The 22485-nt window shown below is 44.9% G+C and carries 27 protein-coding genes; 9 read left to right on the top strand and 18 right to left on the bottom strand.

Annotation, left to right across the window (positions count from 1 at the left end; translation table 11 throughout):
* The first annotated feature begins 13 nt into the window (after positions 1-13).
* From OH455_RS05860 to OH455_RS05850, 3 genes are all read left to right on the top strand, one after another.
* Positions 14-1807, top strand: coding sequence for a DUF1800 domain-containing protein (locus OH455_RS05860; protein ID WP_269980683.1), 1794 nt, complete (start codon positions 14-16; stop codon positions 1805-1807).
* A 10-nt stretch (positions 1808-1817) separates the two neighbouring features.
* A complete protein-coding gene (locus OH455_RS05855; protein ID WP_269980682.1) occupies positions 1818-3191 on the top strand; it encodes a DUF1501 domain-containing protein in 1374 nt (457 codons plus the stop codon).
* A 306-nt stretch (positions 3192-3497) separates the two neighbouring features.
* Complete coding sequence (locus tag OH455_RS05850) at positions 3498-4079, top strand: FMN-dependent NADH-azoreductase (protein ID WP_269980681.1); 582 nt, start codon at positions 3498-3500, stop codon at positions 4077-4079.
* A gap of 36 nt (positions 4080-4115) precedes the next feature.
* Here OH455_RS05850 and OH455_RS05845 read toward each other — a convergent pair whose 3' ends face one another.
* Entirely contained in the window at positions 4116-5009 is an 894-nt protein-coding gene (locus OH455_RS05845) for a LysR family transcriptional regulator (RefSeq protein WP_269980680.1), read from the bottom strand.
* Positions 5010-5201: 192 nt separating this feature from the next.
* On the opposite strand from OH455_RS05845, the gene OH455_RS05840 reads away from it, so the two are divergent.
* Positions 5202-5558 (top strand): DUF413 domain-containing protein, encoded by a 357-nt coding sequence (locus tag OH455_RS05840; protein WP_269980679.1) that lies wholly within the window; start codon positions 5202-5204, stop codon positions 5556-5558.
* Between the two features lie 98 nt (positions 5559-5656).
* Here the strand turns inward: OH455_RS05840 and OH455_RS05835 are convergent, their stop codons facing one another.
* The 8 genes from OH455_RS05835 to OH455_RS05800 form a co-directional block, all read right to left on the bottom strand.
* A complete protein-coding gene (locus OH455_RS05835) occupies positions 5657-6142 on the bottom strand; it encodes a GNAT family N-acetyltransferase (RefSeq protein WP_269980678.1) in 486 nt (161 codons plus the stop codon).
* A 102-nt stretch (positions 6143-6244) separates the two neighbouring features.
* Positions 6245-6610, bottom strand: a complete 366-nt coding sequence (locus tag OH455_RS05830; protein WP_269980677.1) for a hypothetical protein — start codon at positions 6608-6610, stop codon at positions 6245-6247.
* 176 nt (positions 6611-6786) lie between these two features.
* Positions 6787-7278, bottom strand: coding sequence for a lysozyme inhibitor LprI family protein (locus OH455_RS05825; RefSeq protein ID WP_206375465.1), 492 nt, complete (start codon positions 7276-7278; stop codon positions 6787-6789).
* A gap of 136 nt (positions 7279-7414) precedes the next feature.
* On the bottom strand, positions 7415-7822 hold the full coding sequence (locus OH455_RS05820) for a GFA family protein (RefSeq protein ID WP_206372073.1): 408 nt from the start codon (positions 7820-7822) through the stop codon (positions 7415-7417).
* A gap of 78 nt (positions 7823-7900) precedes the next feature.
* Positions 7901-8299, bottom strand: coding sequence for a GFA family protein (locus tag OH455_RS05815; protein ID WP_269980676.1), 399 nt, complete (start codon positions 8297-8299; stop codon positions 7901-7903).
* Between the two features lie 311 nt (positions 8300-8610).
* Positions 8611-9006, bottom strand: a complete 396-nt coding sequence (locus OH455_RS05810) for a hypothetical protein (RefSeq protein WP_269980675.1) — start codon at positions 9004-9006, stop codon at positions 8611-8613.
* A gap of 95 nt (positions 9007-9101) precedes the next feature.
* Positions 9102-9596: a hypothetical protein gene (locus OH455_RS05805; protein ID WP_269980674.1), complete on the bottom strand. Its 495-nt coding sequence runs from the start codon at positions 9594-9596 to the stop codon at positions 9102-9104.
* Between the two features lie 576 nt (positions 9597-10172).
* The gene (locus tag OH455_RS05800; RefSeq protein ID WP_045974297.1) at positions 10173-10424 is read right to left on the bottom strand and encodes a DUF3081 domain-containing protein; all 252 of its coding nucleotides are present in this window, start codon (positions 10422-10424) and stop codon (positions 10173-10175) included.
* A 230-nt stretch (positions 10425-10654) separates the two neighbouring features.
* On the opposite strand from OH455_RS05800, the gene OH455_RS05795 reads away from it, so the two are divergent.
* From OH455_RS05795 to OH455_RS05785, 3 genes are all read left to right on the top strand, one after another.
* Positions 10655-11185, top strand: a complete 531-nt coding sequence (locus tag OH455_RS05795) for a hypothetical protein (RefSeq protein WP_269980673.1) — start codon at positions 10655-10657, stop codon at positions 11183-11185.
* Positions 11186-11275: 90 nt separating this feature from the next.
* Positions 11276-11974, top strand: a complete 699-nt coding sequence (locus tag OH455_RS05790) for a winged helix-turn-helix domain-containing protein (protein WP_045974295.1) — start codon at positions 11276-11278, stop codon at positions 11972-11974.
* Positions 11961-13466, top strand: coding sequence for a sensor histidine kinase (locus OH455_RS05785; protein WP_269980672.1), 1506 nt, complete (start codon positions 11961-11963; stop codon positions 13464-13466). The genes OH455_RS05790 and OH455_RS05785 overlap by 14 nt, the downstream gene beginning before the upstream one ends.
* A gap of 344 nt (positions 13467-13810) precedes the next feature.
* Here the strand turns inward: OH455_RS05785 and OH455_RS05780 are convergent, their stop codons facing one another.
* The 3 genes from OH455_RS05780 to OH455_RS05770 form a co-directional block, all read right to left on the bottom strand.
* Positions 13811-15199, bottom strand: a complete 1389-nt coding sequence (locus OH455_RS05780; protein ID WP_045974293.1) for an SLC13 family permease — start codon at positions 15197-15199, stop codon at positions 13811-13813.
* A 161-nt stretch (positions 15200-15360) separates the two neighbouring features.
* Complete coding sequence (locus OH455_RS05775) at positions 15361-16209, bottom strand: alpha/beta fold hydrolase (RefSeq protein WP_269980671.1); 849 nt, start codon at positions 16207-16209, stop codon at positions 15361-15363.
* A 95-nt stretch (positions 16210-16304) separates the two neighbouring features.
* Entirely contained in the window at positions 16305-16892 is a 588-nt protein-coding gene (locus tag OH455_RS05770; protein ID WP_269980670.1) for a TetR/AcrR family transcriptional regulator, read from the bottom strand.
* Between the two features lie 259 nt (positions 16893-17151).
* Between OH455_RS05770 and OH455_RS05765 the strand changes: the two genes are divergently transcribed.
* Complete coding sequence (locus OH455_RS05765) at positions 17152-18111, top strand: transposase (protein WP_269980669.1); 960 nt, start codon at positions 17152-17154, stop codon at positions 18109-18111.
* Positions 18112-18335: 224 nt separating this feature from the next.
* Here the strand turns inward: OH455_RS05765 and OH455_RS05760 are convergent, their stop codons facing one another.
* The 5 genes from OH455_RS05760 to OH455_RS05740 all read right to left on the bottom strand — a co-directional run bounded on the left by OH455_RS05760 (position 18336) and on the right by OH455_RS05740 (position 21024).
* Positions 18336-18860 carry a DNA mismatch repair protein gene (locus OH455_RS05760; protein WP_269980668.1) on the bottom strand — a complete coding sequence of 175 codons (525 nt, stop codon included), beginning with the start codon at positions 18858-18860 and terminating at the stop codon, positions 18336-18338.
* Positions 18860-19246 (bottom strand): MAPEG family protein, encoded by a 387-nt coding sequence (locus tag OH455_RS05755; RefSeq protein ID WP_269980667.1) that lies wholly within the window; start codon positions 19244-19246, stop codon positions 18860-18862. The genes OH455_RS05760 and OH455_RS05755 overlap by 1 nt, the downstream gene beginning before the upstream one ends.
* A 114-nt stretch (positions 19247-19360) precedes the next feature.
* On the bottom strand, positions 19361-20050 hold the full coding sequence (locus OH455_RS05750; protein WP_269980666.1) for a glutathione S-transferase family protein: 690 nt from the start codon (positions 20048-20050) through the stop codon (positions 19361-19363).
* A 121-nt stretch (positions 20051-20171) separates the two neighbouring features.
* Complete coding sequence (gene sigZ / locus OH455_RS05745; protein WP_269980665.1) at positions 20172-20744, bottom strand: RNA polymerase sigma factor SigZ; 573 nt, start codon at positions 20742-20744, stop codon at positions 20172-20174.
* Complete coding sequence (locus tag OH455_RS05740) at positions 20731-21024, bottom strand: ArsR/SmtB family transcription factor (RefSeq protein WP_206371580.1); 294 nt, start codon at positions 21022-21024, stop codon at positions 20731-20733. The genes sigZ and OH455_RS05740 overlap by 14 nt, the downstream gene beginning before the upstream one ends.
* Positions 21025-21257: 233 nt before the next feature.
* Between OH455_RS05740 and OH455_RS05735 the strand changes: the two genes are divergently transcribed.
* Positions 21258-21398: a hypothetical protein gene (locus OH455_RS05735; RefSeq protein WP_045974138.1), complete on the top strand. Its 141-nt coding sequence runs from the start codon at positions 21258-21260 to the stop codon at positions 21396-21398.
* Positions 21399-21481: 83 nt separating this feature from the next.
* Here OH455_RS05735 and OH455_RS05730 read toward each other — a convergent pair whose 3' ends face one another.
* Positions 21482-22378 carry an EamA family transporter gene (locus OH455_RS05730; RefSeq protein WP_269980699.1) on the bottom strand — a complete coding sequence of 299 codons (897 nt, stop codon included), beginning with the start codon at positions 22376-22378 and terminating at the stop codon, positions 21482-21484.
* Between the last annotated feature and the right edge of the window lie 107 nt (positions 22379-22485).

The following is a 22485-nucleotide window of genomic DNA, read 5'->3' as shown; positions in this document are numbered from 1 at the left end:
GGAGTATTCGCCCGTGTCGAAGTTTTACCCAATCTCGACGTTAATAGTGACTAGCGCTTTGTTCACTGTAACCAGCCACAGCGCGCAAGGTGAACAAGCTGCAAGCTCAATCATGTCCTCTGTGGATCAAAATCAAGCCTATTGGCAATGTCAAACCGATCAAATTTCTCAATCAGTGCGTTTTTTAAATCAAGTAACGTTTGGTGCAAAGCGCCAAGATATCAACGCGTTATGCAAGGAAAGCCAATCGCAGTGGTTCATCAATCAACTCAATACTCAGCCTAGCTATTTGATGCCTCACGTTCAACTGGCGATTGCTCATGCTGATCATGGTGAAGAACTCAATGCTTTCGTTTTGGAATCTCCCACCTTCGGCTTCTGGACTAACGCGATCACGGCGAATGATCAGCTTCGCCAGAGAATGGCTTTTGCACTGTCCGAAATTTTTGTCGTTTCAACAAAAGGTGGGGAAGTACTGGCAGAAACTCCGACAGCCATTGCAAGCTATGAAGATTTATTAATCAAGCATGCCTTTGGCAATTTTCGCCAGTTGCTGAGTGACATCACCTATTCTGCAACCATGGGCTACTACTTAACTTATATGGGCAGCAAGAAAGCAGATGCGGCAACAGGTCGAATGCCAGATGAAAACTATGCCCGAGAGCTACTGCAATTGTTCACGATTGGCGTCACACTCCTCAATCAAGATGGTAGCGAAAAGATCAACAATCAGGGGAAAGCGATAGAAGCCTACAGCAATCTGGATATTACGGGTTTAGCCAAGGTGTTTACCGGCTTTGATCTCAATGTTCCTTCTCACTTTGATGAAGAAGAGCGCTTTGAAGCATGGATGGACGCTGCTCCAAAAGCGATGACCATTCGTCGTCAATATCACTCTAGCGAGGAGAAACGCTTTCTTGGCTATACCATAGCGGCCAACACGTCAGCTGAACAATCGGTACAACAAGCTCTTGATCATATCTTTCATCACCCCAATGTCGCCCCCTTTTTCAGTACTCAGCTCATTAAACGTTTTACCACCAGTAATCCTTCCACCCACTATGTCAAACGTGTGGCGGATACCTTTGACGCTGGCTGGTACATGCTACCGGATGGACAAATCGTTGGTAGTCGACAACGAGGCGATCTGAAAGCGACCTTAGCAGCTGTGCTTTTTGATACCGAAGCCCAACGACTAGTCTCACTGCATCACGGAAAAATTAGAGAGCCATTGTTGGCGTTTACCCAGTGGGCACGAGCGTTTGAGATTAGACAAGTCACCCCACAATTTAAACTCGACCTCTGGTCAACGGAAGGCGTTGAGGCCCTCTCACAGCATCCGTATCGCTCACCTTCTGTGTTCAATTTTTTCCGCCCAGGGTACGTGCCTCCGGGCAGTAAGAGTGCGGAAATGGGTCTCACTGCACCGGAAATGCAGCTTATCAATGCATCCAGCTTGTCTGGTTACAGCAATTTCCTCACTCACTTTATTTTCAATAACTTAATGGAAGAAGATATTGATGACGAACAAGCATCACTGGCAGAGGAAGGAAAACAAGTCAGTCGGGCGCAAATTAAGCAAAGCTTTCGCGCCTATTACACTCATGAATATCAGCTTGCTAGCCAGCCTAACCTCTTGGTCTCACACCTTGATCTACTTCTGACAGGCCATCGCTTGTCGGACGAGACCAAGCGTTCGATCGCAACGGCCATTGACTACTTGGAAGAGGAAGAAGATCGATTGATGCGCGTACAACTTGCAATCTTGATGGTCATGACCTCACCAGACTACTTGTTTCAACGATAGGGAAGATTAGATGATGAATCGGAGAAAATTTCTAAAAGGCAGTCTGGCTACAGCCGCAGTGACACCTTGTATGACTTCCTTCGCCAGCCTGCTAACATCTCTGAGCAGCTCTGTAGCAAAAGCCGATACAACTGGCGACTACAAAGCCCTAGTGTGCGTTTTCCTCTACGGCGGCATGGATAACCACGATGTGGTCATCCCATATGACAAGCAAAACTATAACCATTGGGCGAGCATTCGTCGTGCTTTGATGAGCCCGACAACAAGACGTTCGAGAAACGATCTCCTGCCACTTAGCAATGTCCAAGGCAGCCAGCAGTTTGCTCTACCACCTGAGTTGTCTGAACTTCACGCCTTGTATGAGCAAGGCAATGCAGCGATCATGGCCAACGTAGGCCCTTTGATACAACCGACTGATGCCGCCCGTTTCGCTAAGGTTCCTGATCTTCAACCCGCAAGGCTATTTTCCCACAATGATCAGCAATCAACTTGGATGTCCGGTTCACCAGAAGGTGCCCGCTATGGCTGGGGAGGGCGTATGAGTGATGCCTTGATTCAGTTAGGTTCAACACCCAACACGCCGTTCAACAACATCTCTACAGATGCCGGAGAATTAATGCTCACTGGCATCAAAAGTTACCCGTATCGGGTTGAGGGTGGCCAAGCAACACAACCAGAGCTGATAGAAGAAACGGACGACGAATTGCGAGCGCATTTGATCCAACATTTTCGCTCTGCCAATTACACTTCGGCCAACCCGATCCAACAAGATCTGGCCAGCAAAATGACCCAGTCTTTTGATGCCAACCAAAGCTACAACCGCGCCACGCGAGATATCCAGCTCAGCACTCATTTTCCCGATACCGAGCTGGGCACTCAGCTACAGAGTGTCGCCAACACTATGGCAGCCAGACATCAATTGGGGGTATCTCGGCAACTGTTCTCTGTTGGACTTGGTGGATTTGATACTCACTCTAATCAAGCAACAACCCTACCCCAACTGCAACAACAATTGAGTAAAGCGATCACCGCTTTCTATGCTGCTTTACAGGAACTCGGATTGGAAAAACAAGTCACGCTGTTTACGGCATCTGATTTTGGTCGGACACTTGCCGTCAACGATGATGGCACCGATCATGGCTGGGGTGGCCATCATTTTGTTGTCGGTGGTGCCGTTCAGGGCAGACAAATTTTAGGTACGGTTCCTCCTCCAACACTTGGCCACGGCCAGGATGCAGGAAACGGCCGGCTGATCCCAACGACGTCGGTTGACCAGTACGCTGCCGCATTCGGAAGTTGGTTGGGCGTTTCGGAAAATATCCTGTCCGAGATCTTCCCTAACCTGAAAAACTTCCCAACACTAAATGGGATGTTTACGAGCTAACGTTCCCAATAAAGCGCATGCTGCAAGCAGTAACGGTTAATAAGGCTGTGATTGAAGCATATATCAGTCAAACACAGCCGCTTTATTCGCATTTCTTGCCACGAGATCAAGCCGCTCGTGATGAGTGCATTGGTTAAACGAAACCTCAAAATAATCCGCTTTATCGATACAACAAAGTCATTCAAAAATTTCGAATGTATCGCTCGAAGAGAGTGGATTTTTTCTCGTCGTGTTTGAACCTAAACTCAATAGCAACAGACACCAGGGCTCGATTGAATCCAGCCTGACTAGACGAGAAACATGATTATGACTAATACACTTGTTGTTAAATCCAGCATTCTGGGCCCTCACTCTCAATCAAACCAATTGATCGATCAGGCTCTTGAAGGCAAATCAAACCTTATTCAACGCGATCTGGCCGCAACGCCTTTACCGGTACTTGATATGAATGTTGCAACCGCACTGCGCAGCGACGGTAATGATCTGTCAGATGAGCTTAAAGCAATACTGGAGATCTCTAACCAGTTGATTGACGAACTCAAAGCCGCAGATACCCTTGTCATCGATGCACCTATGTACAATTTCATGGTACCGACTCAGCTAAAAAACTGGTTCGATCTGATTGCGCGTGCTGACGTGACCTTCTCTTACACCGAGACTGGCCCTGTGGGTTTAATCGGGAACAAGAGAGTGATTGTTGTGACCACTCGTGGTGGTCTACACAAAGATTCTCCACGCAACTCGATCGAAAGCTATCTGACCACAATGCTGGGGTTCATTGGCATTACCGATGTTGAGTTTGTCTACGCTGAAGCACTTAACATGGGCGAAGATACCGCAGCCATAGCACGTGAAGATGCACTGAAGCAATTGACTGAGTTGGTGTAACTCATTGACCATAAAGCCCTCAACTGAGGGCTTTGTCTATTCATCGATCGGCAAATCCGCCATTTGTTGTAATGAGTACGCCGTGATCGGGTCAATGTCTTTCACCAATTCCTCTACCTGCCCAATCGCTTCAACCGAAGAGCTCGCTTTACGGTAACTTAAGTAGATAGGCCGGTGCCAATCCTCAACACCCGCTACTTTAAACAGTTGACCACTGGCAATAAAGGGCTCAACTAATGAAATAGGTAAGTAAGCACTTCCTCCCTTTTCAAGAATGAAATCCATTGCAATCCGTGCGGTTGACGTTCTCAAATAAGGGGCTGGAATTTTCGGGTGTCGCTCAGCATGTTCAGATGCAAACTTGGTTCCCCAATCGACGTATACATACTTATCTTCAAATACGCTCTCTAATGTATGTTCTTGTGTTGAGACCAGAACCAAAACGATATCGGCGACCTTTTTACAGTGCAATTCATCCGCTTTAATCTGGTCAAACGCAAACGCCATATCCAGTGTTCTCTCTTGCAAACAGCGATTCAGAGCCTCTCGCCCCATCACTTCAGCCATAAAGCCGTAACCACCAAACGAATCCGTGACAATACTCAGGCAGTTTTGCAAGTAGGCATCCCAGACATTTGGGGTTCCCCCCATCGTTAGTTGCAACCCCTTGCCACTTTCCAATGACAGCTCTAGCTTTGCTTGTTGTAAGGTTGCGACCATCACTTCGGCATAGCTCACCAAACGTTCACCAGAGGACGTCAGTTTGATGTTGTTCCTGTCACGAATAAACAACTGAGTATCAAAATAGCTTTCCAGTTGCTTGATCCGTGCACTCACCGCTGCCTGAGTAATGTATAGGTTCTCGGCTGCACGTCCGAAGTGACGCACATTGGCCAGTTCTAAAAATGTTTTAAAGACTTTGACGTCCATCGAAATACCTCAGTTCAGAGCATGAAAGGTTAGCATTCATCGGTTTCACTTTGTTTTCCATTCAACAAACTGTTATCTAACCTTCATAAAAGTGTTTAATTGAGACGATAAAAAGGTTTTGTTTTTCTTTTGTTAAATTTACGCCTACTTTTCGTTGTAGTTCAACCAAGTAGGTTTATAGAGGCTATCACAATGTCTGACACTCTATTTCGTCACGGCAAAAAACGTTTTTATGACAACACAAAGTTCCCTCGAGGCTTTGCTAAGTCTGGAGATTTTACGCTTGCAGAAGAGGAAATCCTAACGCTTTATGGGGATACGATGCAGGGTTTGGAAATGGGAGCCCTGGAACCAGAAAACGCCGAGGAAAAGCACTTTATTAAAGTGATAGAAAACCCGGGTAAAGCCAAATCCAAACTGGAGCGAGTCTGGCTCAAGTACGTACAGTTAGCGCGTGGTCGTAAGCGTTTCCACACTCTAAATGGTCGCTGTAAGCCAGACGCCACTGAAGACTATTCTGAAGATGTCAGCCTAGCTGTAGAAGACTAGCAATCGAGGCATCTCAACTGGCAGCCAATAGTGGGACACCAATGATTGGCCGCCTTTCATGCTCCAATAGAGCCTTGCATTACGAGTCCTCTAACTTGTTATGCACGTAGCCATTTATACATAACATAACTATCAACCAACCCCAGAAGGGCATGTTTATACGCCTGAGGAATAGTGCCAATGATACGGAACCCTAGTTTCTGCCAAAGCTTCACGGCGACTTCATTTGTCGAAACGACGCTGTTAAATTGCATTGCGTCAAAACCTAGCTCCAACGCCATTTCCTGAGAGTGTTCGCACATAAGGCGAGCAATGCCCTTACCTCTCGCTTGACTTGAAACCATGTACCCACAATTACATATATGACTGCTTGGACCCATTGCATTTTGTTTGATGTAATACGTGCCCAGAACGACGTCATTCTCTACGAACGCAAAGGCTTTTAATGGCGTTTCACACCAGAGGATAAATGCCTGTTCTAGCGTCATATCTGGGTCGAAAGCGTAGGTCTCTTGAGCCTGAATCACCGCTGAAAATGTTGGCCAAAATTGCTCAAAGTCTGCTTTTTTGATTTCCCTGATCATCAATTTTCTCCTAGAACATATCGCCAGCTCCAATCGCGGCACAACGGTTTCAGTGAACAGTCATTACCAATACTAAACGCTGGCTTATTACTGACGGACGTTTCAAACTTCAGTAGAATCAATAATCACCGTGGTTTGAGATTCACGCATCACCTTTTTAATTAAAGCTTCCACGTCACTTCTAGAATCGAACATATCACTTGAAGCCAAAATATCCCCTCGATATAACTTGTCACTCATGCTCAACTTAAAATAAAAACTCTCTTCACCTTCCATTTCCAATACATAGAAATTCAGTTCAGCACTACCAAATTGTCTAATCTGATCAATCCTTGTCGCCGCGTCTTCTTTATTAGGGATAAGCCCAACCAACAAGGTCTCACCGCCTAATTTCAACGACACATTATACCCATCACCATAACTCGGCGTTGATATTTCATATCGAGATTTGATTTCATTCTTATTCATTATAATTCCTCAATAAGTTAACTATTTTGATAGTATATTCATTTGTGCAGGGAGCCAGACAACCAATGAGGTTACGGAAGCACTCTTGCTGAATGACCATACAGCGGCCAAAAACCGAAATTTAAACTAATCCAAATACGCTAAGTATTGAATAACAACTGTAATGGCTTGTTGTATTAATGTTCACCTTGGACCGCTAACCAAGACTTAAGCAGTAATGCTCTGTGTTTAATCATTGGACTTATAGCTTGATCTGCATCTCCTGCTCTCATTGCGATGTACATAGTACCAGATTTGTTTTTATATCTTTGATCCAGTAAAAAGCTATTAAACTCAATCGCCGTATCCCTCGTTTTTAACCATGATAACTGGCTATTTTTCAAACGCTCTTTCCCATCTACGCTTAAGCTTCTATAAAGGCGTCGATAATAGTTGTTCAGTTCCCGATCCCAAACTTCGTAACGGATAAAACATCTCACCGAAAGGGAGCCACCATAGCTATGATCTAAACAATCTTGTACATAGGTATCAATATATTGTTCAAATTCACCAACAGATGAAAATTCACTTAGGGTTAAAAAATTCTCTACTGGCCTTTCTTCAAATGACTGAGCGTAGGGTGAAAATGGAAACATCAGTAAAGGAACAAGTAGCTTAAATAGCTTCATATTTAACTTTCCTTGATTAACATATCGCCTTTCTAGCGTATACCGCCTTATTTAAATCGTAAGCACTCAGACTGATATAAACCAAAACTGCCAAGTGTTAAGAGACGACTTAAATTTTTGGCGAGTTTTTACATCTCTACTTTCGCCCGGGCTCATGCCTCTCGTAATGGGGTAACTCCGCACTTAGGTCTTCCCAGTTCGCTTTTGATGTCACAAAATTGTGAGAGATAGGGCGTTCTGCTATTTCACTATCTAGTGCCCCTAAACGGAGACGATATAACTCAGGAGATTTAGCGTTTGAACTATAGATAGGGGCGCCACACGCTTTACAAAAGTACTTTCGCTTCCCTTCGCTGCTTTCATAAAAGGTAAGCGTCCCACCACTGTCTGTTAACTTCAGATCCTGAGCATTAATGAAACCATTCGTCGCGTAAGCACTTCCGCTTGCTTTGCGACACAACGAGCAATGACAGTGAATAATGTCCGTTACATTACCATCAAGTTCAAATTGGATTGAACCGCACAAACAACTTCCCTTATACATCTGTTTTCCTTAGTGAGTTTTTGGGCTGAGCACCCAACGCGCGTGGGGTACGAACGTTGCCTTTAATGCACTTATACTTCAGCTCATTGCTTTTTTGAACGCGGGTAAATCAGAGAGATAGTCTAACCAGCTCACTTTTGACTCATCATAAATATTGACCTCTGGTTTAAGTTCCAGCGGAGACTCCGTATCGAGACTACCTAAATGCAGAATGTTTAAACCGGCGTATCTTGGGTTTGAATTGAAAATTGGAGTACCACATTGCCCACAGAAATGTTTACGCGCATTCTCTGTCACATCACAAGAGGCCAAATTGCCACTAATCAGGTCAAAATCAGTCGTCAATACAGCAACATAAGTTGAGAATGCTGCACCATTCATTTTTCGACACAATGTACAGTGACAATTTACAATGCGCTTAAAATCACCTGTTACTCTAAACTGAACCGCCTTACATTGGCAACTTCCTAACATCATAATATTCTTCATAAAATCAAAATATTATAGCGATTAACGCCACGCTAAGTAGTGACCAGCATCTAGCTCTGTTCTAAAACCTTATAGAATCTAGATTAGGGACACACACCAAAAAGACTTGTTAGCAGGAATCTAGATTAGGGACACACACCAAAAAGACTTGTTAGCAGCGTTCGTGAGTTCAGTTATATCGCCAGCAAAAAGCCAGCTTCTCTTATCGGTGTGGTTCCACTTACCAAAGACAGAACCCTATAAAAGCAAGCAACCTATCCTAGGCAAGCGCACATAAGTACGAACGTTTTTTTATATAGCTACTGACTCTCTGAGATCCTCAGATAGGTCCCATTAAAGGAGACATTTAACCCGCCACAACCATTGTCTTGGCTCACTACTAGTGTCTCTTCATCTAATAAAATACGGAGAGTACAGCCGTCAGCGTCATAGTCTATTTGATTGCCTTTTAACGTTGCGACACCGTCGATTTCTCCAAAATTTACAAGACCGGAGGAAGAGTCACCGACCCAAACTGATGCCCCTGATAGTTCATATGTGTTCGAATCCACCTTAGTTAAATCAATAAAGGCAGTGTCAGTATCCAATTGGTCATTGTGATATCGCTCATAATGCCCCTCAAAACTAGGGACACTGGCTGCAGATGCAAACGAAGAAACAAGCAACATACTTAGTGCAATGCAAACTGTTTTCAAGTTCAAATTCTCCTCTAAATTCAGCAGTTAAATTCAGGACACACACCACAATTCTCCACAAGTCTATGATGCCACACCTCCTTGTTGATACCCAATCAACGCGAGATAAGGCTTTGCTCTGGCTTAAGCGTTTTCACGATGCCGTCTCGCTGACTATCGCTCAATGGAAACCAACGGTTCTTCTGGATCTGCGGTTCAGACAGTACCTCAAGCAGCGCATCTGGGCTCAGTTTCGCCTTCCCATGCGCCACCAGCTCAATCGGTTGTGCACACAAAGACTGCAAACGACAAATACATTGATCGACATCTTGGGTAAAACATAAATTATACGCATTTTGGTTCTGCATCTTGATTAAACAAAGATCGGGAGTGCCAGGAGATGGGGAGCAGTGCTCGGTAAAGCGATTGAGTTGTGCTTGTCTAATAAACGCTTCGAGCCAGCTATATTTGGACGCTTGTTTAGGGTCGGCCCCATTGAGCAGCGTCGATAAATCACGCATATGGGAGCGCATCGATTCAGGCTCGATGTGAATGCGATAGCAAATAGAATTAAGGACTTTCAGAACGTGATCAGCTGTGAGCTTTGGCATGGTAACCTCCAACAGGAAAACATTTCCATCACCACTCAGAGACCCCATAACAAAGGGTGGTGAACTGAACAAGGTTGAACCTACCGCAACACTCAGAAACGGCCAGCCGAAGCTGCCTCGCCCAGCCCACCGTAATACCGCGTCGAATTGCGCAAAAAGCAAGCAATTCGAGTTTCGACGGATGTGCCGAAGCTCACATAGCGATAGGCAACCTTTCAATTGCCAACTATGTGTTGAGTGTTTTTTTGCAGGGGTTCAATCCTGGCACTGGATTTTGCCAGTGCTTTTTGCAGGATATCGCTGGGGTTCAGAAGAGTCAACGCTTTCAGCGCGCAGGCCGATTAATTGTTAAGAAATCAGTGCTTTGTTAGATTTGATAGATTCAGGACACACACCGATAGATTCGGCGATAGATTCGCTAGATTCGGGACACACACCAAAATGACGAATCGCTTCATGGCAAAACGAAAAAGCCTGACTGCGATTGAATCGAAGTCAGGCCTTACAAGCCACTCAACCGAGTTGTCCCACTTGATGGATCACTTCAATTTCGTGACCTTCCGTATCATTGCTACATTACTTTGCGAGTGTGGCGACTTTCTTGAGGAAGGAGTCACGCAGATGCTCCTGATCGTAATCCAAATGATAGGTATTGTGGAAGCCGATCTTAAGCTCAACGCCGTTACCACGTAAATACACACTGTACCCATCGTAGTCCGAGAAGGCTTCTATCCCTTCATACATCTTGCCATATTCAGTCGGCGTCCCGTTCGACATCACCGTCTCATACGCGTGAAGTATCTTGGTCGGGTCGAGTTCGTTTTTCATCACTTGCACTCCGTATTTATACCCCTTAAGTATGAGTAGCACGTCTCTTTTTCGCCATAACAGACTTTGAGCGAAGTCAAAAGTTGAGCAATTATTCTTTCACTGTCTAGCCTGCAACAAATCATCAGTTAGATGAATTATTTGTAATGTTCAGGTTAGAAGGGGTTAAGGTCTGCAACGTAATCTTGTTTCGGTCTACACAACATCCACTACCTAACAAGGATTACATTATGTTCAAATCATCCATTGCTTTCATTTGTCTTTCACTCACCATGATCACGCCAGCGATGGCGAAAGAGATTCAACACGGTCCTGCGGTCAGCGCAGTCGAAGCATTGCAGCAAATCAAACGTGAACACCCAGCTAAGTATGAGTACATCGCTTTAGCGGTCGATGAAAATGGCAAAGACCAATACGTGGCTCAGGTCGAGGAAAGCAACCCGCCGAAGCTTGTCAAACTCGATGGCCAAGGCGGTGCGAGTCAGGTGGTCGACACCCGCTCCGCCAAATACAACCTGCTGGACGTTCTGACCTTTGTAGAGAACAACTTTCGTGGACAGATTGGCGAAGCGTTTAAAGAATATCAGCCGGTCGGTGTCGTTTATCAAGTGATGATCATGGACAAAGCTTACGCTGAGGAAGCAACGATGCTCCAAATCGACGCCAACACACTCAAAGTCACTTCTATTAGCCCAGAGTCTTGGGATGACATGGAAATGTATGACGAGCATGTCGAAATGCATAACATGGCAGAACTATAATTTAAGATTATTTGATCATCAGCGTATATTAAGTCGATGATATCTCAAGCCCTGACCACCGTCAGGGCAAAGCAGTGAGTGAACCCATAGATGAAACTATTACTCGTTGAAGACAATCAGGAACAGGCCGATTTTTTGCGTCAAAGCTTTACCCAAAGTGGTCATCAGATCGACGTGGTTGAAAATGGCAAGCTGGGCCTGATCAGTGTCATGCAGTCTGACTACGATGTCATCATCACCGACCGCATGATGCCGGAAGTGGATGGCTTACAAATGGTGAAAGCGATTCGTTCCAGTGGTAAAGAGACACCTATCCTCATTCTCAGCGCCTTGGACAGTGTTGAAGAACGAGTTAACGGGCTACGCAATGGCTGCGACGATTATCTGGTGAAGCCGTTCGCTTTTTCAGAGCTACTGGCTAGAGTTGAGCTACTTGCGATAAGAGCAGGGGCGACGACTGACAAATCCGATCGCAGGGTGTTAGTGATCGACGATTTGGAGCTGGATTTGTTATCCCGTCAGGCAAAACGCGGCAACACAGAAATAAGCTTTAACAATCGAGAATTTCAGATCCTCCAGTACTTGATGAGCAATGCAGGCAGAGTCATCACCCGAACCATGTTACTGGAAAAAGTCTGGAGCTTCAGTTTTGACCCGCAAACCAATGTCATCGATGTTCATATCAGTCGATTGAGAAAGAAAATCGACCTTGATGGCCACACTCCCCTACTCCATACCGTGCGTGGCGCGGGTTATATTCTTCAGGTAAAAAACGATGTTCCTGACTGATCCGTTTAAAAAGTTCCTCTCTTTTTATGGCGTTCTGGTGATGGCCGGAATTCTGAGCATTCTGTTTGCCAAAAAAGAACTCAGCAGCTGGGTGCTCGATGTGGGTGCCTATCCTTTGCTGGAGTCAGAAGCTCGAATGGTCGAAGACCTCTGGTATGACGAAGGGCAATCGATCGTGCTGAAAGAGCTGATTCGACAGGAGGGTAACCCCCTGTTTTATTATCAACTTGGTCCTATCGTCAGCAATAAACAACTCAGCGACGTGCTCGGTGAAGAGTTCTTTCCACAAGATTGGGAGCTGGCTGCAGGTGAAGCCTCTCTACTTGATGAGCTCGGCATGATTGCACATGATGATCAAGACGCCGACGCACTTTCATTATCTGAGGTACGTTTTGGAATCACCTTCAGCGGCTTAGACGATGCAGAAGCCGAACATAAAATGCTCGAACTGCTGCGAAGTAACCCCGATGTTGAGCAGCCTGCACTTGCTCATCCGATCAATAATGACACGACCATCATGCTACTGCTACCTAGCCAGTCACAATGGCAAGTGATGTATATCTCACTCAATTTGGACTACTTCGACTCTTTTACCAACACGATCAACTTACTATTGATGAGCATAGGGGCCGTTCTGGTGGTGGGTTATCTGGTCACCATGCTGATGCTACGTAATATCAAAGCACGCTTGACCGACATCAATGCCACCAGCCAAAAAATTCAACAGACCAACAGCCTTAAACAACGGATTGAAATTGATCAACTTAGTGGCCCACTCGCAGAAACCAGCCAACAGATTAACTTGATGCTAGATAGCATAGAAGAGCAGGTCAATACCACACGCGAGCAAGCAAATAACATTGCCCATGATTTACGTACTCCGATCACCGCGGTGTACAACAAAGTACAAAGGTTAGCGGCTGAAAACCCTCAGTTGATTGATTTGGAAATCACACTCGGAAAGCTGGTTCACACCTTTAATACACTGCTGCGAATCAACCGCCTTGAACGAGGTAGTGAAACACTCGACATCCAGACCAATCATATCAGCACCGTCATCAATAGTGTCCAAGAGCTTTATGAGCCGGTTATGGAAGAAAAACAACTCGACCTGACGCTAAACCTAGGGCCCGATTTACAAGTTATGGCAAACGATGAGCTGCTGTTTCAGGTGATTTGCAATCTTATCGATAACGCTGCCAAGTTCTCACCAGTAGAAGGATGCATTGAAATCACAACGTATGCCGACAATGATCACATCATCTTATCCATTGCTGATCAGGGTGGCGGTGTGGAAGCACAAAGCTTAACTAAGCTCGGGCAAAAGTTCTTCAGACAGGAAGCGAGTCGCTCAACAGAAGGCAATGGATTAGGGCTAAGTTTCGTCACCAGCGCCATAGCAAAAATGTCTGGCGACGTTAAGTTCTGTAACTCGACTCTCTACCGCCAACAGGGCTTAAAAGTGGACGTTAGGTTGAAGAGGGCAAAATAATTAAGAAATAATTGATAGATTCTAGATTCGGTAGATTCGGGACGGTAGATTCGGGACACACACCAAAATGAAATAATTAAGGAAAGTTTGCTCGCCACACGTTTAGCTGTTGCAAAACCAACTAAGCGTTTTATTTTACAAAACGCCGCATGCTACTTTTTACTGAACAATCTTCAATCCATTCTGGTCAGAGCTAAGACATGAATCACATAAGTCAGAGCATTCACTAACTTTATACAATCAAGGGGATAAATCGCTGCCTCTTATTATCGAGAGGCAGTGATTTTTAAGGGAAAAGCCTAGCCAAGATACGCTCAAGGCTTTAAGAGAGGTACTTCGTTGACTTATGCCCAGAATGTCATGGCGATAAAGGTCAGTACGACAATACACGCGATATTGAGGATCAGGCCAACACGCATCATTTCGCTTTGCTTAACGTGACCCGAGCCAAATACAATAGCATTGGGCGGAGTAGCAACGGGCAGCATAAAGGCACAAGAGGCCGCCACGGCGATCAATACCGAAAGCACCACAGGCGACAATCCGAACGCTTCTGCCACGCTGGCGAATACGGGGATTAGCAGCGCCGCACTGGCGGTGTTGCTAGCAAACTCTGTCAGAAAGACCACAAATACAGCAATCACCGCAACAATAAAGAAGATGCCTAGGTGTGAAATCAATTCACTCAAACCGTTGGCTAAGAATACGCTAGTGCCGGTTGCCTTCAGTACGTTGCTAAGACAGATACCGCCACCAAACAACAACAGTACTCCCCAGTCTGCCGTCTTCTCGATATCTTTCCAATGCACTACTCGAGCAAAGTTAACCGCGACAATCGCACCCAAAGCGACAACCGTGTCGAACTTAGCGTAGCCACCAATCAACGCATTGATTGGCTTACTGAAAATCCACAGGCAAACCGTTACGGCAAAAATACCTAAGGTGACAATTTTACCTTTATCCCAGTTGACTGGAGCATCGTTAAGTTCAAACTGGCCGTTCAGGTCTGGCTTCAGTACCAAGAACAAGACTGCGACAGCGATAGGCAGCAAGATGATGGCAGTCGGCAGGCCAAAGCGCATCCAATCTGTAAAACTCAGCCCCACTTCGGCCGCTGCAATAGCATTCGGTGGGCTGCCAACGATGGTCGCGATACCGCCGATACTGGCGCTGTAAGCGATTCCGAGTAGGACAAACACATAAGTTTTGTGACCACTTTCGGAATTGACTTTACTCAAGACACCGAGCACTAGTGGCAACATCATCGCTGTGGTCGCCGTATTACTGATCCACATGGACAACGCAGCCGTCACACCAAACAGCATAAAGACGGCAACGCTCATCTTGCCTTTAGCAATGATCAACACTTTATCAGCAATGACTTTATCTAGCCCCTGACGATGCATCGCCGCAGCTAATGCAAAACCACCAAGGAACAAGAAGATGATGGAATTGGCAAAATTATTTAGGGCCGTTTGAGTATCAAACACACCAAATAAAACCGCCATAACGGGCACCAGAATAGCGGTAACGGTAACGTGCAACGCTTCAGTCAGCCAAAGAATGGCAACAAACGTTAGCATGCTAAGACCAAGCACGACCTGAGGTTCGAAGGGCAGTGTCAGGTAAAGCGTTGCAAATAAGACAATATTGGCGAGAACAATCAGACTGTTGCGGTTTAACAGCCACTCCCGGGTATTTGTGGGCAATGGAACACTATCATTTCTATTCATTATTATATTTCCTCATGAGGGCCAGATGGCAATGCAAATGGTCCCACAGATATGCATGAGGAAATACTTTTCATTTCTAAATTGTTAACCATATCAAAAACATGGTTAAGGTTTTTAACATAATGAAATAAAAGAAGTTTTATTTATAACCAATTTGTCTACTACGCAATCAACTCATCAAAACTTTGCATGACTTGAGCGCATTTCATTACTCTCCCATGCCCTTGCCCCTGAGTCGCCACCAAGGTGACATTATCCATCTCCTGCGCCGCTTTCTGCGATACGGAGAACTTGGTAAATTTGTCTCCTTCATCATGCACTATGATGGTTTTCGATTGACGTAACTTGAGCTTGTTGTAAGGGTCAATCGACTGAATTGGATAGCGGTATTGCTCTTCCACTTCCGACACCACCGCACTGAACAAACGCACCGAGTAGCCAGAACGGGCGACACTGCCAAACAGGTTATCTAGGTAGTCCAATACCGGAGCAATAAGCAGTAATGGCTTGTCGACCAGTTTCTGATGGTGACACTCAATCGCCGAAGCGGTACCCATACTGTGCCCCGCTAAACCCGCCACTTCATCCACGCTATCAAGAATTGCCTCCAAGCCATGAACAAACGCCGGAATATGCCCGTACAAGCCACCACTTTCACCATGTCCCGGATGATCGTACGCCAGTGCGGTGTATCCCTGCGACGCAATATGTTCCATCAGTGGAAAAAATTGGCTCGCCGTACCAGACCAGCCGTGAGTCAGTACCCAAACTGGGCCCTGACCAAGTTGATATGTTTTAAGCGGTCCTTCTTTAGATTGGACTTCACCTATAACTAAACCTTGAGGTTGAGCATTTTTTGGCTTAGTTCTCGCAGGTGTTAATAGCAGTTTACGCGCCGTTTGCTTTGCATGACTTGGTGCCAATGTGTGGTGTAAGCGTGTCGTCAGGTTAACCAAACTCTTCTTAACACTGAACTTGTTCGAGGTATTAAAATAAATCTTCTCACTCATGGTCGTTATCCTTTTCGGGTCCGCCTCACAAAAGCGAACGACCGTGCTATTTTTAGTTAAATTATTGGCTGAGCCTAAACTCAGCCTGCAAATGCTTATTTCCAGCTTGTTATCATGCGTTCAACGCCTTGCCAGAAATGTTGATAGCTCTCCTGCTCCCCGTGTATTGAATAAAACAGGTGAGCACTTAAATACAAGCCATACAACTCAAAAATGGCCTGTTTGGGTTCAAGATCCTGATGAAATTCACCATTTTCGACCCCTTTCGCCACTTGAATTCGCAAGTATTCGATCCAAGTTGCGATGGTTTTTTTCAGCGCTTTCTGCGTTAGATTCGTTTCTGAGTTGGTTTCTTTCCATGCATCCAAAAACATGCAACTGCCCTGAAAAGAATGATTCCAGCCCAGCCAGTTATCCAACAGGGTCCGAATCTTCTCCTCTTGGCTACGGGCACTTTGCTCTCTCGCTGGCGTAATCACCCGTTGGGTAAAAATCAGGTTCGCATGCTCCAAAACCGCGATCTGTAAGTTATCTTTGGAGTTAAAATGGGCAAACAAACCACTTTTAGACATCCCACATTGCTTAGCTAATTCACCGATCGTCAGGCTTTCCAGCCCATTTTCACTCGCCAGTTCAAATGCCTTACTCAAGATATTGTCTCGGGTTACTTTACCTTTGCTCATCTTACTCTCACTTATTTATTCTTATTATTTTTAGCACGTTCGTACTTTTTTGCAATCGATAAATAGCTATCAATTCATAAATTCAGGACACACGCCAGAAAATTCTTTAGAACAGTAAATTCCAAAGTAAACTCAAGTAAATTAAGGACACACACCAAAAGGACTAAATAAGTATGATTTCCCCCTTTTCGAGGGGCTGACTACAAACTCTTGTTTGAATGATTGCTACCTTCTCATTATTCGACAAGGAGACACATTGATGACAACTGCGCGCAAGCAACTTATCTCTATTGAAGCCACATCCTATTATCACTGCGTTTCTCGTTGTGTGAGGCGCAGCTTTTTATGTGGTGAAGACCCGCAAACCCTAGTGAGTTATGAGCACCGCCGGGAGTGGATTGTCAACAAAATGCACTCACTTGCTGAGCTCTACTGCATCGATATTTGTGCTTACGCCATCATGAGTAATCACTACCACTTAGTCGTCAATATCAACCGAGAGAGAGCCTTGGGCTTATCACATCATCAGGTTGTTGAACGCTGGGGGATGGCGCATAAGTTACCCCCTATTGTTCAGCGTTGGCTTGATGGCCAGCTTACTCATCCGATGGAACAGGAGAAATGTATCGAGATCATTGAGCGTTGGCGAGAACGTCTGTGGGATTTAAGCTGGTATATGAAGGAGCTTAACTACGATATTGCTTGCAAAGCGAACAAAGAAGATAGCTGCACTGGGCATTTCTGGGAAAGCCGATTTAAAAGCCAAGCTTTGCTTGATGAAAAAGCCCTAGCCGCTGCGATGGCGTACGTAGACCTCAATCCTATTCGAGCAGGCATTGCCACTAAACCCGAAGACTCAGAATTCACTTCCATCAAAGCTCGAATCGACGCCTTAAACCAACAGCAATCTACAGCCCCTTGCCTTCATCCATTTATCGGTCACGAGAGCCACGTAAAAGGAGACGGCATTCCTTTTCGATTGATGGATTATCTTGAATTAGTCGACTGGACAGCCCGTCAAATTCGGCCCAACAAAGCATCGATGAATACCAACCTGCCACCCATATTAGATAGGCTTGGAGGAGACAGAAATAACTGGCTCAAGGTGTGTACTCAATTGGAGAAATTTCACGTCACGGCGGTAGGCAGTCAAGCCAAGGCTATCATCGCCAAAACCGCTCTGAATAAGAAAAAGCTTCATTTACTCACCTTTGAGTAGGCGTCACTCGAAAGCTTTTAGAAATTCCCCCACAGCTTGATAGCTGACATGGTGTTGAGATAAACGTACCGATATTCAATAGAATACCTTCCTCTAGTCCAAGTCGGCGACAATACTCCTCAAAGTTGGCCGTTTATCAACATAACCCTGAGATGATTTGGTGAGTCTTACTGGCGATTTACTGAGGCGATTTACTGGTGTGTGTCCCGATATTCTGTTCGCATTTAAGGCTTTCTAGCCAAATCACGCGCGAGAATCAAAGCCAGGCCAAAGACTTGCAAAAATAGACCAATATTTTTGTACCAGGCGATTCTTTCATTCAAAGCCGCCATTACTTCGGTAATGGTAAGGTTGTTCAGGTAGTAGTCATCAATCTGATTACGATAACCCTGCTGAGCTTGATTAATCTGCATCATTAATGGGCTCAAATTTTCACGGCTGATCTGCGGAATACTTCCGCCTAACCAAGCACTGAGTTGACCTTGAAGCACAGTTTGCAGCGCGTCATCAATCTCATCATCATCCGCTTGACTAAGGTGTAACAACATAGCCTCGCGTTTACGCTCCAAGGTTTCGACACTGCTCCATGCGAGCTGAATCGAATAGATATTTTCGTCTTTCTGTTCTGCCAGGGTCGAGAGTTCCGCACTTAACCTGTCTAACACCACACTCGACATTACAATCGCAAGAATGTTGAGAACTAGACCAACCAATACCAGAGACCAAGCAGGCGGAACTTTGAAAGGCATTACCATAGCTTTCCAAACGGTAGATAAACGAGGTTAAGAACAATAAGTGCCACCATCGTCAGAAAGGTTAATTTCATACCAGTAATACGGCCTTTTAGCTTCTCAGCTAATACCGCCTTAGCGTGCAGAAGTCGGCCAATTACAAATACCGCACCGGCTATATGGATCATCCAAGGGCTAGCTCCGTTATATTCAAACATCGCCATCAAGAACAAAGTGATTGGAATATAGTCCATGGCATTGCCTTGCGCACTGCGGGCAACCTGAAGGGCATTAACTCCACCATCAGCATAAGCAACCTTGGCACTGCGACGCTGTTTAATAACCTCTATCGACAACCATATCATCAACATGGCTAACACCGACGCGTAAAGCGCTGTAATCATATGTATTTCTCCTTGTTACTCTGATTATTGTAGAGAATAATTTCAGAAGTTATGGAGAAAATCCATGACAACGCCCCACTTATGAGTGGGACAAACAAACTCAAGTCATAATTATTAACAGCAATGAGTGCCACAAGCTGAGTGAGCAGTGCAATCTTGCCCTTTGCCTAGGAACGTCTGATCAGACAAATAGTAACGGATAAATGCTTCTTCAAAATCTTGTGCGACTGTTTTTTCCACCAAACCAGACGCTAGAATGTGGTGCTGCCATGCCTGAACTTTTGGCAAACCTTCCAACATGTCAAAGCAGGTAAGAGACTTGATAATGTGCGCACGATGCAACAACGGCAACCAAGCTATATCGACATTACTTATAGCCTCACCTTTAAAGAATGGCCCAGCTAACTGCTTCTCTGCCTTTGCAAATGCTTTGGTTAACTGCTCAACACGTTGCGTTAAGGTCACTTCATCTGCACTACGCATTGTACTGCATTGAACTAAATAATGTTTTGACGCTAGATAGCTCCATGCACGATCCAATGCGCGCTGCTCATTTGATACCCCTTGCTCAAGCGAACCAAACTCATCTTCGATGTACTCAATAATCGCATCCGATTCGAACAGTGCCGTACCGTTTTCCGCGATCATGACCGGAACCTGACTATTAGGTGAGATATCAAGGAACCATTGCGGCTTGTTTTCCAGATCGATGTACTCAATTTCGTACGGAATCTTTTTCGCTTCCAGCGCAGCAGTCACACGTTGAACAAACGGACAAATTTTGAAACTAACGACTTTAATCATCTTACACACTCTCTTATATCTTAAGGATAGATGCGCTTGCATCACTTACACTCTTAAGACGAGACTTAGAAAAGGAAGACGATAAAAAGGCGAAATTATTTTAGAAAAAACGCCAACGGGTTTAACAACGACCACAACTTTCTGATTTTTCTTCACAATCGATCACGTTGCCGTATTCATCTAAAGAAAGAGAACAGCAATCTTCAAACAACTTACGTAGTTCTGTACGACCTTTCTGTACGCGAGATTTCAGAGTGGAATAGCTCACACCAGCTTTTTCAGCGAGCTCTTTCTGACTTGCACCTTGCAGCTCCACCGCGTCTAATAGTTCCGATTGTTCCGTGGGCAGCGCCTGAATAAAAGGTTTGATGCATTTAATCATGTCCTGCTCGATGGACTTCTCTTGCGGTTCAAACCACAAATCATTGGCTTTCAGTTCACCGTCACGCTGCTGACGAGCGCGCTTACGGTAAAAATCAATGATGGTTCGGTTGGCAAGCTGAAACAGCCAAGATTTGACGCTCTCAGCCTCTATAACCGTATTCAGGTTGTGATAAGTTTTCATCAGTATTTCCTGCTGAAGGTCATCAACATCATCGGGGTTACTAACTTTAGAGTGAAGAAACGATTTAACCGCTTGCTGATATTGTGCCCATACTTCTTCAAGCTTTAAAGTTGGATTAGCAGCGTTCATCCGCACAACACTCATCTTGTAAGAAACCAATCACAGCTTCAAGACACTGATATTCGGCAACGCAATAAAGCGTGCGGCCTTCGCGGCGCTGGCTGATTAGATTGGCCGAAGCCAAACTGGAGATATGATGAGACAACGTTGAGCCGGGAATATCCAACTGGTCCTGAATCGCGCCTACGGCGATCCCCTGAAACCCTGCCTTGACAACACTTTTATAGATGGAAAGACGCGTTGGGTGGCCCAATTCTTTCAACGCTTTCGCGACAACTTCAAGTTCCATCAATCACTCCTAACTCAAAAAAACATTTCCAAGATAATCGAAGTATTTATATTTTGCAACTTGCACAGCAGGACTTCTTAAGAAGGGCATAGCGCTTTGACTGACTCAATATAACAAGGTAACCCTTGGTGATTGCGTTTTATGTTCAAAGTGAAATTCTGAAGGGAATTTCACATTAGCCCTTTACACTTCTGATATAGTCACCAGATAACGTGCGAATTAAGGAGTAAAACATGAGACTTTCATTGATTGCGACGGCGATTGCTCTGCTGATTGGTGGCTGTTCTAACACATGGCAAGGCGTTAAAGATGACTCTTCAAAAGTATGGGACGACACCAAACAAGCCATTCATGAAGCTACCGCTGAAGAGTAAATAACGTGTTTCGTTATAGCCAGAGCCTAAAAACGCTGGCTATAACAACAATAAAAATCCGTTTACCAAGAAGATGACAATCACTATATGGCGCTATTCAAACGCTGGCGCTGAGATATGAAGTGATAAAGGCGTAGACCTAAAACGGACACGGATAATCCAAATAAAATCAATCCCCCGCCAAGCATCTCTAAATGGGTTAACTGCTCATTTAAAAGCAGATTGGAGCCGACAATACCCACTACAGGTATCAACAGAGCAAAAGGCGTAACAACAGCAGCTGGATGATTTTTAAGCAACCAACCCCACAAAGCGAAAGCTGCCAAAGTAGAGATGTAGCTGACATACAGTAGAGACAGCCAAGATTTTTCTGTTGTTGCCAATAACAAAGTCAAAGGCTGATTGGTTTCGAAGTGCCAAGACACCAAGAATAATGGAAGAGGAGGGATCAGGCTAACCCAAATCATGAAATGCAATAAATTCACATCACCTATTTTTTTCATAATCAGATTTGAGACTGCCCAAAAGGCCGCAGCACATAAAATAAGCGTTATTCCTAAAGCGGTTGCATTGCCTCCCGCGGTATAGAAAAAGAGACTGAATCCAATGCAGGCGAGTCCCATGCCAACCAGTTGGTATCGGTTCATTGATTCTTTCCACAACACGACGCTGAGCAAAATAGTAAATACCACTTGTGCTTGCAGTAATAATGAGGAGAGCCCCGCTGAAACATCAGACTCCATCGCCACAAATAGGAAGCTAAACTTAAGAACTCCTAAAAACACGCCAACACCAATGACATTCCATACAGAGGTTTTAGGGAACGGAACAAAAAACACTGCGGGTATCGCAACCACAAGAAATCTCAGGCCAGAGAACAAAATGGGGGGGATCTCTTCAAGACCAAACTTAATAACAGAGAAGTTTAGCCCCCATATCAAAACAACGAGAAAGACACCAGCCAGGCTTTTGAAATCCATTTCCACCTCTTTAAGCTTTGTTACTATTTTTGATAACCTCTACTATACGCTTAACTTATGTTTTATCTCACCTTATATTTTTGTTTGGGTTCGAGCGACAAAAACGA

The organism is Vibrio sp. T11.5, assembly GCF_027587155.1.
GTDB lineage: Bacteria > Pseudomonadota > Gammaproteobacteria > Enterobacterales > Vibrionaceae > Vibrio > Vibrio neptunius.
This window is presented reverse-complemented; position numbering and strand designations above follow the sequence as displayed.